Consider the following 11,792-nt stretch of genomic DNA (forward strand, 5'->3'; position numbering starts at 1 on the left):
GGATCCTACGAACACTGTCACTGTCGGACCCCAGGACTACCGTCGTAGGCGGGGTTTGAAAAGCAGGGGTTTCGGCGAGTCGTCGGTAGGGCCCCATGCGCCCCCGGACCAGAGGAGCGACGATGTCGGACAATACTTTCGATCTGGAAATCCTGAGTGCCTGGACTACTTTCGAGACTCATCTCGCTCGCTACATCTCCGTGATGGAGGACGACGACACCCTCGTGGTGGAGTCGCATTACGACAGCATGGACGAACTGGCCGACGCACCCGCGTGCATCCAGTTCTTCGCATGGAACCAGACCTCCGTGCGCTGTGAAGTTCCTTCCAACAGGTTTCTGCATCCACTGCGGATGCTCGAACCGGAAGACCATTCAGCGCTGCTCGACATGGGGTTCAACGCTCCCGATCTGTGCGAGCACGAACCCGAGGGCAATGGGTCCATGTCCTTCTACATCGACGTCGACCGCGCTCGTCCCGAGGAACTGGTGACAAAGGTGTTGCGCGTCTTCCGTGAAATGTGGAGCATTGCGCACCCGTCGTTCCTGCGTGCCAGCACCAGTGGGCGCGAGTCGACGCCGGCGTTCGCCACGACGCCGTCTCACGCTCCCTCGGGTTCGGGCGACATGCTGCGGATCCTGGTCGACGGGGCCGTCGAGCGCCTTCTCGGTCATCCGCCCAAGCGTGACGACGACGGCGACATCCCGCTGGTCCGCGGTGAGCAGGTCACCTATGTTCGTGTCCTCGAGGACGACGAGTACGTAGAGGTGTTCTCGCGGGTCGTGCATTCGGTGGAGAACCTCGAGAACGCTGCTGTAATTCTTGCTCAGCTCAATCGGCAATGGCCGACCATCAAGCTCATTCTCGTCGAGCAGAGTGTGCTGGGCGTGGTCCGCGTGGACGGCGCACCCTTCGTCGCCGAGCACCTGCTGCGGGCTCTGCGCTCGTTCGCCGAACTGGCCGAAGCATCCGACGAACTCGCCGAAGAACTGGGCGGGCAACCCATCCGCGCAACCGGAGACACCGCCTTCAACGACGGCATGGCCTCCGAGCACGAAGATCCCGGTGCCGAATACGAGTCACACGAGTGCCACGAATTTCCGCCGGCTCTCATGGCGCTCCTCGAACTCGACGCAGACGGAACGGGCGAGCTCAGCGCCGAAGAGGTTGCCGTGATCTGTGAGCACGACCGCGACACCATTCTCGACTACCTGCGGATCAGCCAGGAGCAGGAGACTGCCTGGCACGAGGCGTTGACCGAGTCCATCCGCCGCAAGGACGACGACACCGACCTGTGTGCGGGCGAGAAGCGCGCGTGGACGCACGCGATCCGCAACCTCAGGCGCGGACTGCGCGTCGTCGTACTGCCTGCCAAAGATGCAGCGCCCACCCAACTCGGTCTCTTCGACGATCAGGCCTGAGAACCGGAAATCGAGCGCTGCTTGTCAGCCCGGTAGTGGGATGACGATGCCCGGCAGGATCTCGATCTGACGCGGCAACTGGGGGAGCGGCGGCACTTCGATCGGCGGTAGGCCGGGCACCTCGATGGGCGCCGGGGGAGCGACCGCGCCCGTCGTGGGCGTGCCCGTCCCGTCCCCCGAGGTCACACCGGAGTTCGCGGGAACGCCGGCCTGCCCGCCGATGGGGTCCGGCCACGGGAAGCTCTCCCAGTCGGATCCCTTCAGCGCGCCGTCCATCGTGCTCTTCCAGATGTCCGCAGGCACTCCGGAGCCGTAGATCAAACCACCGTAGGAGTTGGTGATGGCCTGAGCGTCGGAAGTTCCGATCCACACCGCGGTGGACAGCGACGGCGTGTAACCGACCATCCACGCATCCTTGTTCTGGCCCGTGTCACCCAACTGCGCGGTACCGGTCTTGGCTGCAGACGGGCGTCCACCGGCAAGCGCGTGACCGTTCGAGTACGACGCGATCGGGAGCATTGCCTGCGTGACGTTGTCGGCAACGGCAGCATCGAGACGACGCTCACCGGGAGAGACCGGGCGATCGAGCAGGACTTCACCTTCGGCCGTCACGACCTTCTGGATGAAGTGCGGCTGCTGGTACACACCGGAATTGGCGAGCGTCGCGTAAGCGGACGCCATGTCGATAACGCGAGACTGATACTGGCCGAGCACGATTCCGTTCTCCGGCGGACCACCCTCCTGTGTGAGCGTCGGGTAGTCGAGTCCGGGAATGTGCTCGGGGATGCCGGCCAGGTGGGCGGCGTCGGCGATCTTCTGGGGACCGTTCTCCATCGAGAGCATCAACCGGTAGAAGCTGGTGTTCAGCGAACGCTTGAGTGCCTCGGCGATGGTGCATCGACCACAGGATTCGCCGCCGACGTTTCCGATGGTCACGCCGTTGATCGTGAGCGGTGAACTGTCGAACCGTGCGGACAGCGGAATGTCTTCCATCAATGCTGCGACCAGACCGAAGACCTTGAACGCGGAACCGGTCTGCAGCGGCGCCTGGGCGTAGTCGAAGCCGGCTCCGTCGTCACCGCCGTAATAGGCGTCGACGCCACCGGTCTTGGGGTCGATGGACACTACTGCGGTCCGCAGGTCTTCCGGCTCGCCCTCGAGATTCCGCCTGACGGCGTTCAGCGCAGCTTCCTGCGCAACCGGGTCGATGGTCGTCGTGATCTGCAGACCAGCGGTGTTCAGCGTCTGATCGCTGATACCGGCCTCTGCCAGTTCCTTGAGTACCTGGGTCTTGATGTGGCCTTCGGGTCCTGGCGCCTGGTTCAGATCGGTCGGCCGATTGGCGGGGGCGACGACCGGGAACTGCATCGCGTCGCGATCCGTCTTGGTCAGGCTGCCCAGTTCCACCATGCCGTTGAGAACGTAGTCCCAGCGCGCTTGCAGCGCGGACAGATTGGTCTCGGGGTCCAGGAACGACGGGCTCTGGATGACGGACGCGAGAACTGCACCTTCCTCGACACTCAGCTCACTGACCGGCTTGTCGAAGTACGCGTTCGACGCGGCGGCGATGCCGTACGCACCGCGACCGAAGTAGATGGTGTTGAGATACGCGGCAAGAATGTCGTCCTTGGACCATTCGCGCGCCATCTTGGCGGAGATGACGAGCTCACGCAGCTTCCTGTCGATACTGCGCTTGTCACCGACCAAGACGTTCTTCACGTATTGCTGAGTGATCGTCGAGCCACCGCCGGCACTTTCCTTGCCCATCACGTTGTCGCGGGCAGCGCGAGCAAATCCGGAGATCGAGAACCCGGGGTTGGTGTAGAAGTTACGATCCTCCGCCGAGAGCACCGAATCGCGGACGTGAATCGGGATGGCCGACAAAGCGACCTCGGTCCGGTTTCCCTCCGGCGGCACTACCTTGCCGAGCACGGTCGTGCCGTCGGCCATGTAGATGGTGGACACCTGATTGGTCTGCATGTCAGAGGGGCGCGGGACGTCGGTCCGGCTGTACGCGACAGCAAAAACCGACGCGGGCACGATGACCATCAGGAGCACGAGCACGTAGATGGTCCGCCGGACGTACCGCCACTTCGAGCGCTGCTTTTTCGCGGGCTTGGCCGACTTGTTCGACCGGGGCGAATTAGCCGACTTGCCCGATCGAGCCGACGACTGATCGCCACCCGTCGCACTCGATCTGTTAGATGGACTCACTCAACACTCCCGGTCGTGGATCCGGACTTACCGGCACCATTCCACCAGGGTGATATCTCGATCAGATAACTCCCGGCAACTGCGATACCGAAATGTCACCCTACCGGGCTGGCTACTCGCGACGTTCTGCTCGGACCGCGTTCCGATATCCGCGGAACGCGAGCCCGAGAGCGACGACGCAACCGAGCAGCACCAAAGACGGCATCACGCCGGGGTCTCCCTTGACGATCGCGACCACAGCGCCGATCAACGCCATGAGGGCGAAGACCGAGATGAAGCCGGCAATCAGCTCCATACGCTGGGCGCGCGAAGCCCGCCTCATCGAAACCGTGCGCAAGCGCGCATCACGACTTGACGCCGCCTGCGGTCAGACCGGCGATGATGCGTCGCTGGAAGATGAGAACCATGATGACCAGCGGGACCATCACGAGGGTTCCGCCGGCCATGATCGAGGTGTACGGCGTGACGAATGGGTCCGTTCCGGAGAACTTGGCCATCGCCACGGTGACGGGTGCGGTCTTGTCACTCGAGAGTTGGAGCGAGAGCAGGTACTCGTTGACCGTTGCGATGAAGGCGAGGATCGCGGTGGTGAACAGTGCCGGCGCGGCGAGCGGAAGCATGATCAGACGGAAGGCCTGGCCACGGGTGGCGCCGTCAATACGCGCCGCCTCCTCGAGCTCCCACGGAAGCTCGGAGAAGAACGACGTCAGCGTATAGACCGTCAGCGGCAGCACGAACGAGATATTCGGGATGATCAGCGCTTTGTAGCTGCCGATCCAGCCGATGTCGGTGAACAACTGGAACAGCGGGGTCACGAGGGCGACGACCGGAAACATGGACGCGCCGAGGATGATTCCGGTGACGAAGTATTTGCCACGGAAATCGAAACGCGAGAGCGCGTACGCCGTGAACACGCCGATGACCAAGGCGATCAGCGTGGTCGCGCCCGCGATGATGAGGCTGTTCATCAGTGCACGGGTGAAGTTCACCTTCGCGTCGGGATCGAGCGCCGCGGTGAAGTTGGACAGCGTGAGATTGGTGGGCCACAGCGACGTCGAGAACGTGTCCGCCGGGTCGCGCAGCGCCGTCACGATCATCCAATAGCAGGGAGCGAGTCCCCACACGATGATCAGTACGACGCCGATGTAGGTGCCGATCTTGCCGCGTAGTGCCTTGTTCATACCGGCTCCCCCTTCCGCTGCTTTTCCTGCGTGCTGACCGCATTTGCTCCGAGGAATCGGACCAGGATGAAGGCCACAGCGAAGATGATGAGGAACGTGATGGTGGACAGTGCCGACGCCGAATTGGCGCCGACGCGCATCTGATCGACCACCAGAACCGAGATGGTGGAGGTGGCGGGATTGGATCCCATCATGATCGCGGGCAGGTCGTACATGCGCAGCGCGTCCATCGTGCGGAAGAGCACCGCCACCATGAGTGCGGGCTTGACCAGCGGAAGCGTGATCATGCGGAACCGCTGCCACGCCGTCGCACCGTCGACCTTGGCGGCCTCGTAGACGTCGGCGGGAATCATCTGAAGACCCGCGAGGATCAGCAACGCCATGAACGGCGCGGTCTTCCAGACGTCGGCGACGACGATCGCGAATCGCGCCGGCCAGGGGTCCGCCGTCCACAGGATGTTGGTGCCGAGGATCTTGTTGGCAATGCCGTCGTTGGCGAAGATGAAGAACCAGAGCTTCGCGGTGACGGCGGTGGGGATGGCCCAGGGAATCAGCACGGAAGCGCGGAGCAAACCGCGTCCGCGGAACGTCTTGGCCATGATCAACGCCATCGACAGACCGATCACCGTCTCGAGCAGGACGGTGACGACGGTGAAGCCGAACGTATTTCCGATCGACTGCCAGAACTGCGATCCGAGTGTGCCGGGCGGGCAGGGAATCGAGCCGTTGGCGGTGTTGCAGGACTGGGTGATCCAGTTCTTGTAGTTGTCGAACCACGTGAACTGACCGGTGACGAACATGCCGGTCTCGGGATCGAGCTTCTTGCCGTCGCTGTGCATCGACATCCAGATCGCTCGTCCGAGCGGATACAGAATGATGACGGCGAGAACGATCAGCGACGGTGCGACGAACGCCCACACCGGAACTCGTCGACGCTTCTTCGGCTTGTCCGCCGACGCAGGCGGGGGCGAGGTCGGCGGGGGTGGAGTAGCTGCAAGGTCAGGCAGAACCTTGGTCAGGGATGTCCCTGCTGCCTCGGATGCCGACGGCTCTTCTAGCGGTTCCGGTGCACGGTGTCTCCCACCAACGCCCGAACGGTCGGGACCGGTTGAACCGGCCCCGACCGTGGGGTTGGTAGGCACAGCCGCGGAAGGATCCTGCGGTTCTGCCATTGCTTATTGCTCCTGGTAGATCAGTTACCGGCGGTTTCGATGCCGGCCTTGGTGTCCGCCAAAGCCTGCTCGACGGTCTTCTCGCCGCGAATAGCAGCGTAGGTGTTGTCGGAGATCGACTTCGACACCTGCGTGTAGTACGGCGTGACGGGGCGCGGCTGAGCGGTGGCGAGTGCTTCCTTCAGGGTCGCGAAGTACGGGAACTGAGCGAGCACTGCCGGATCGTCGTAGACAGCCGAGAGGACGGGTGCGCCGCCGACCTCGGTGAAGTACGTCTGCGACTTCTTGGTCTGCATGAACTCGAGGAAGTCACGAGCCGTGGCGGGGGCGTCCGAGTACGCGCTGATGCCGACGTTGTAGCCGCCGACGGTCGAAGCGCCCGGTCCGTCGACACCCGGAAGAACGGTGTAGCCGTACTTGCCGGCAACCGAGGTCTTCTCACCGTCGACCGAGAAGCCGGACCACGTGCGCATGAAGAGTGCCTTGCCGTCGCCGAACGCGGTCTGCGACTCGCCCTCGGAGTAGGTCAGCGCTTCCTGCGGGATCGTGTTGTCGGCGAAGTTGTCGACGATCGACTGAACGCCTGCCTTCGTCTTGTCGTCGATGGCCGGGGTGAGTCCGTCCGGGCCGACCCACGGTCCGTCGAAGGCGTTGGTGATCTCGGTGGTGTTGACCGTCAGGCCCTCGTAGTTCTTGAACTGACCGATGTAGCAGGAGATGCCGGCTTCGACAGCCTTCGGGCAGTTTTCCTTGAGCTCGGCCCACGTGGTGGGGGCCTTCTCGACGAGGTCCTTGCGGTAGTACAGGAAGGCGGCGTTGGTGTTCTTCGGCGCTGCGTAGAGCTTGCCGTTGTAGGTGCCCGAAGCGACGGTCGACGGCAGGAGGCCGGACTCGTCGATCGCGAGGTCACCCTCGAGCGGCAGCAGCCAACCGTTTGCGGCGAACTGGGCGGTGTTGACGACGTCGACGCCGATGAGGTCGTACTCGTCGCTCTTGGCCTGCATGCGCTGGGTGATGTCGTCGACCTGCGCGTTGGCTTCCTTCGCCAGCGGCTTGAGCGTGACCTTCTCGTCCGGATGCTCGGCATTCCAGTCGGAGATGATGTTTTCGAGCGCCTCGTTCAGGGCATCCTGCCCCTCGACGATCGTGATGGGTCCGCGGCCTTCGCTCGAGGACGATCCCCCGGATGCGGCCGTGGTGCTGGTTCCGCTGTCCTTGTCCGAATCGGACGAACAGCCTGCCAGTACCAGCATGGACGCTGCCGTGGCTGCAATTGCAGCGCGGCGCATCGCCTTCGAGTTCAGAACCATGGATTCGCTCCCCGTATGTGTATGACAAATAGACGGTCACCGAGAGCCTGCTCACGGCATGCGCCATGAGTGCCGGCTCCCGGCATCGGCCCCTACTGTGGCACGAGACACCCGTACTTGTGGGTATTACGCCGAACCTGAATCGGTCATGTGTCGTTTGACAGGTCGACCTAACCCAGGCGACGCCCGTCGGTGGTGGCAAAAATGTGCACCTTCTCGGGGTCGACGCGCAGGTTGACTCGCTCGCCCTTCTGCGGCGGATTGCGCCAGTCACCACGCGAGACGATCTGCTGCAACCGTCCGCCGATCGTGGTCCGGCCGTAGACGTAGGCGTCCGAGCCCAGTTCCTCGACGACGTCGACCTCCATCGGCAGGCCTTCGGCGGCGATCTCGAGGTGCTCGGGGCGAATACCCAGAACAACCTCGGTTTCGACGACGCCGTTCATCGTCTCGCGCGGAACCGGAACGATCCCGTCACCGAATGCGACGCCGCCGTCGACGACGGGGAGGGTGAAGAGGTTCATCGCGGGTGAACCCATGAAGCCGGCGACGAAGACGTTCTTCGGCTTGTTGTACAGCTCGCGCGGCGAGGCGCACTGCTGCAGGATTCCCTTTTCGAGGACGGCGACGCGGTCACCCATCGTCATGGCCTCGACCTGGTCGTGGGTCACGTAAACCATCGTCGTCGCGAGGCGTCGTTGCAGCTGAGCGATCTGCGTACGTGTCTGCACACGGAGTTTTGCGTCGAGGTTCGAGAGCGGCTCGTCCATCAGGAAGACCTGCGGCTGGCGAACGATGGCGCGGCCCATCGCCACTCGCTGACGCTGGCCACCGGACAGCGCCTTGGGCTTGCGATCGAGGTACGGCTCGAGATCGAGCATCTTCGCGACCTCTTCGACGCGGGCGCGGATCTCCGTCTTGTTGGTTCCGGCGAGCTTGAGCGCAAAACCCATGTTCTCGGCCACCGACATGTGCGGGTACAGCGCGTAGTTCTGGAAGACCATCGCGATGTCGCGCTCTTTCGGCTCCTGACCGGTGACGTCGCGGTCGCCGATGAGGATGCGTCCACTGTGGACGTCTTCGAGCCCGGCGAGCATGCGCAGGGTGGTCGACTTTCCGCAGCCGGAGGGTCCGACGAGGACGAGGAACTCGCCGTCCTCGATCTCGAGGTCGAGCTTGTCCACTGCCGGAGTGTTCGATCCGGGGAACAGGCAGGTGGTGCTCTCGAAAGTCACTGAAGCCATGACGGGGTTGATCCCTTCTACCGGCAGGAACGTGCCGGACGATCCAAGTCGAGGGTGAGCGTGTGCGCTAGCAGCATAAACGTCCGTGTCGGCGCGCGAGCGTAGTCTTTCACGGTGAGTTCGGAGAAGATGCTGACCCGCATCGGTGCGCTGCTTCGCCAAGCGGAGTCCACCGACAATCCACACGAAGGTGAAGCCTTCATGGCTGCCGCTCAGCGGTTGGCCACCAGTTCCGCGATCGACCTGGCGGTCGCGCGTGCGCACACCGCGTCTTCGGAAAAGCGTGCGACGCCCACTCAACGGCTCATCACCATCGGCGAACCGGGCAAGCGCGGACTGCGAACGTACGCCCAGTTGTTCATCGCCATCGCCGCTGCCAACGACGTGCAATGCGACATCGCGCAGACGTCGGCCGTCATCTACGCCTACGGGTTCGCCGGCGACATCGACGTGTGTGAGGCCCTGTATTCGAGCCTGCTCTTCCAGATGGTGCGTGACTCCGACGCGTACGTGCGTTCCGGGGCGTACCGCGGCGAAACGTCCGTGCGGACCGTCGTCGAAACTCGTGGACGACGACGCGTCAGCACGCAGGTCCGCAAGCCGGTCGCCGGAGTGACGGCGCGCCTGAACTTCCAGATGGCGTACGCGTCCCGCATCGGCGCTCGGTTGGCCGAGACGAAGCAGGAGACGGAGAAGACTGCGATCGCAGAATCTGCCACGTCGTCTTCCGAAACCGCACTCGTGCTGCGTAACAAGGAAATCGAGCTGAAGGACTACTACTCGTCCAACTCCAAAGCGCGTGGGACGTGGCGGGGCGGCGGCCGCGCAAGCGCCGGGCATTCCTCGCATGCTCGACGAGCGGGTGATCGGGCTGCGCGCTCCGCACGTCTGGGGAACCTTCCGGAGATCGGCGGGGGGCGCGGGCAGCTGGACTCGTGAGGGATACGCAGCGGAGCGCCGTCTACGAGGCAGAGACGTTGGTGCGCACCATGTTCGATCGCGCCGACCAGCGTGGACTTCGGAGCGTCGAGGTCATGGGTTCCACCATCACCTTGCCGGTCGAGCGCAAATTCGGTTCCGTGGAGTCGGTCCAGGCGTACTGCGATCAGCTACTCGGGCTGAATTGGGTACGGGAGACCTGGACTCGCGCAACCATTCCGGTGTCCGTACGCTCCCGCGGCGGCAATGCCGCCGCTCACTACTCGAACGACGTCATCGCCGTCCCGGACGACCGTGACGGCCGGTGGGCGCTACGCGAATTCGTTGTCTTGCACGAACTGGCGCACCACCTCGGCGACCCCACTTCCGACGAGGCCTCCCACGGGCCCGAGTTCGTCGACCGCTACACCAGCCTTGTCGGCGAGATCATCGGGCCCGAGGCGGCCTTCGTTCTTCGAGCGATGTTCCTTGCCGGTGGTGTTCGAACGGACTAGATGTCAGCCCTCGGTGAACCGGGTGGTGTGCGAACCGGTCGGCTGGAATACTCGGCCTATGGATGCGCCGCGCAGACTGGTCCTGGTCAAGGGTGAGTCGGAACTCCCCGATCCGGCTGTCGCCGTGCGCAAACCCCCGCTGATTCGTGAAGCCTACGGACGAGTGCTGCGGGAGGTTCGACGCGATCAGGACCGAACTCTCGACGACGTAGCCGCAAAGGTCGGGATGTCGAAGCAGTACCTCTCCGAGATCGAACGGGGCAAGAAGGAACCGTCGTCGGAAATTCTGCGCGCCATCTGCGAAGCGCTCGGGATGCCGCTCGAGCACCTGCTGTTCCGAGCGGGCAACAGGATCGTTGCGCTCAACTCCCTCACCTTCGGACATTCTCCCGCCCCGATCTCCGGTCCCGTCCTGATGGCAGCCTGATCAGTTCCCTTCGATGAGGGTGTCAGCCAGTCCGTAGGAGATAGCGTCGTCGGCAGTGAAGATCCTGTCGCGATCGGTGTCCTTACGGAGCCGCTCGACGCTCTGACCGGTGTGCTTACTCAGAATCGCCTCGGTCTGCTCCCGGATTCTCAGGATCTCGGCTGCTTGAAGCGCGAGGTCCGAGATGGTGCCACTACCTTGCGTCGACGGTTGGTGCAGCAGCACCCGCGAATGGGCAAGAACATGCCGATGGCCTGGAGTGCCGGCGGCCAGAAGCACTGCAGCAGCCGAAGCCGCTTGACCCATGCAGTACGTCGAAATCGTCGGTTTCAAGAACTGCATGGTGTCGTAGATCGCGAGCATCGCCGTGGTGGAACCGCCGGGAGAGTTGATGTACAAACCGATTTCGCGATCCGGGTTGTCGGCTTGCAGATGCAGCATCTGAGCCATCACGACGTTGGCGACGCCGTCGTCGATCTCTGTGCCGAGAAAGACGATGCGCTCGTTGAGCAGCCTGCTGAAGATGTCGAAAGATCGCTCACCCGTTGGTGTTCGCTCGATGACACTGGGAATCGTGTACTGGGACATGACGTCACAATCCGATCTTGGGGAAGGTAGCTTGCGGTGCTATCTCGGCGAAGGACGTCACGACGCGGTCGACGATTCCGTACTCGCGCGCCTGCTCGGCGGTGAACCAGCGATCCCGATCGCTGTCGGTCTCGATCTCTTCGACGGTCCGGCCCGTTTCGGCGGCGAGGATTTCCTGCGATTGACGCTTCATCAGCTCGAGACTCTCGGCCTGGATCGCAATGTCCACCGCAGTGCCACCGATACCTGCCGAAGGTTGGTGCATCATGATGCGGCTGTGCGCCAGGCTGATTCGCTTGCCGTGGGTGCCGGAGCAGAGGAGCACCTGGCCCATGCTGGCCGCGAAGCCCATCGCGACCGTCACGACGTCATTGGGGATGAGCTTCATCGTGTCGTAGATGGCCAGGCCGGCAAACACCGATCCGCCAGGTGAATTGATGTAGAGCACGACGTCGCGCTTGGGGTCGGTGGTGGCGAGGAGCACCAGTTCCGAACACACACGTTCGGCCATGGCGTCGTTGACCTCGCCGGTGAGCAGAATGGTTCGCTGTCGGAAGAGCCTGTCTGTCAACAGGTCACGGTAGCCGGTATCGGTGGGAGCTTCAGTAGTCATGAATCCATTCCTACCGGCGCGGCAGTGCCGCGGCCCCGCCTGTCTGCTGTGGGCAGACCACCCCTATGGTTACCCGCCCCCCTGTTTTTACCCGCCCCCTTTGACTGCCCCCTGTTTGAGCGAACGGCACGTTCAGTCGATCTAAGGCGCCGAAAGTACCGTTCGCTCGAAAAGGGGTGGGCACAAGAT

12 protein-coding genes are annotated in these 11,792 nt (G+C 63.3%); 4 read left to right on the top strand and 8 right to left on the bottom strand.

Annotated features, from left to right (window positions below):
• The first annotated feature begins 122 nt into the window (after window positions 1-122).
• The gene (locus YH3_RS01240; protein ID WP_003946055.1) at window positions 123-1,421 is read left to right on the top strand and encodes a hypothetical protein; all 1,299 of its coding nucleotides are present in this window, start codon (window positions 123-125) and stop codon (window positions 1,419-1,421) included.
• A gap of 24 nt (window positions 1,422-1,445) precedes the next feature.
• Here YH3_RS01240 and YH3_RS01245 read toward each other — a convergent pair whose 3' ends face one another.
• The 6 genes from YH3_RS01245 to YH3_RS01270 all read right to left on the bottom strand — a co-directional run bounded on the left by YH3_RS01245 (window position 1,446) and on the right by YH3_RS01270 (window position 8,542).
• Complete coding sequence (locus YH3_RS01245) at window positions 1,446-3,635, bottom strand: transglycosylase domain-containing protein (RefSeq protein ID WP_030537723.1); 2,190 nt, start codon at window positions 3,633-3,635, stop codon at window positions 1,446-1,448.
• A 112-nt stretch (window positions 3,636-3,747) separates the two neighbouring features.
• Window positions 3,748-3,957, bottom strand: coding sequence for a hypothetical protein (locus YH3_RS01250; protein ID WP_019746112.1), 210 nt, complete (start codon window positions 3,955-3,957; stop codon window positions 3,748-3,750).
• A gap of 22 nt (window positions 3,958-3,979) precedes the next feature.
• A complete protein-coding gene (locus YH3_RS01255; RefSeq protein WP_003946046.1) occupies window positions 3,980-4,816 on the bottom strand; it encodes a carbohydrate ABC transporter permease in 837 nt (278 codons plus the stop codon).
• On the bottom strand, window positions 4,813-5,988 hold the full coding sequence (locus tag YH3_RS01260) for a carbohydrate ABC transporter permease (RefSeq protein ID WP_007735224.1): 1,176 nt from the start codon (window positions 5,986-5,988) through the stop codon (window positions 4,813-4,815). The genes YH3_RS01255 and YH3_RS01260 overlap by 4 nt, the downstream gene beginning before the upstream one ends.
• A gap of 20 nt (window positions 5,989-6,008) precedes the next feature.
• Window positions 6,009-7,298: an ABC transporter substrate-binding protein gene (locus tag YH3_RS01265; protein WP_007735225.1), complete on the bottom strand. Its 1,290-nt coding sequence runs from the start codon at window positions 7,296-7,298 to the stop codon at window positions 6,009-6,011.
• 170 nt (window positions 7,299-7,468) lie between these two features.
• On the bottom strand, window positions 7,469-8,542 hold the full coding sequence (locus tag YH3_RS01270; RefSeq protein ID WP_003946073.1) for an ABC transporter ATP-binding protein: 1,074 nt from the start codon (window positions 8,540-8,542) through the stop codon (window positions 7,469-7,471).
• Window positions 8,543-8,656: 114 nt separating this feature from the next.
• On the opposite strand from YH3_RS01270, the gene YH3_RS01275 reads away from it, so the two are divergent.
• Genes YH3_RS01275 through YH3_RS01285 form a run of 3 tightly spaced genes read left to right on the top strand, consistent with a single transcriptional unit; the run spans window position 8,657 to window position 10,402 of the window.
• Entirely contained in the window at window positions 8,657-9,481 is an 825-nt protein-coding gene (locus YH3_RS01275) for a DUF2786 domain-containing protein (RefSeq protein ID WP_064442861.1), read from the top strand.
• Window positions 9,478-9,975 carry a TIGR04338 family metallohydrolase gene (locus tag YH3_RS01280; RefSeq protein WP_039973474.1) on the top strand — a complete coding sequence of 166 codons (498 nt, stop codon included), beginning with the start codon at window positions 9,478-9,480 and terminating at the stop codon, window positions 9,973-9,975. Before YH3_RS01275 ends, YH3_RS01280 begins: the two co-directional genes overlap by 4 nt.
• A 58-nt stretch (window positions 9,976-10,033) precedes the next feature.
• Window positions 10,034-10,402, top strand: coding sequence for a helix-turn-helix domain-containing protein (locus YH3_RS01285; RefSeq protein ID WP_003946041.1), 369 nt, complete (start codon window positions 10,034-10,036; stop codon window positions 10,400-10,402).
• Here YH3_RS01285 and YH3_RS01290 read toward each other — a convergent pair whose 3' ends face one another.
• Both YH3_RS01290 and YH3_RS01295 read right to left on the bottom strand, forming a co-directional pair.
• Entirely contained in the window at window positions 10,403-10,990 is a 588-nt protein-coding gene (locus tag YH3_RS01290) for an ATP-dependent Clp protease proteolytic subunit (RefSeq protein WP_003945993.1), read from the bottom strand.
• Between the two features lie 4 nt (window positions 10,991-10,994).
• Window positions 10,995-11,603 carry a ClpP family protease gene (locus YH3_RS01295; protein ID WP_007735229.1) on the bottom strand — a complete coding sequence of 203 codons (609 nt, stop codon included), beginning with the start codon at window positions 11,601-11,603 and terminating at the stop codon, window positions 10,995-10,997.
• Between the last annotated feature and the right edge of the window lie 189 nt (window positions 11,604-11,792).

The organism is Rhodococcus sp. YH3-3 (genome assembly GCF_001653035.1).
GTDB lineage: Bacteria > Actinomycetota > Actinomycetes > Mycobacteriales > Mycobacteriaceae > Rhodococcus_F > Rhodococcus_F qingshengii.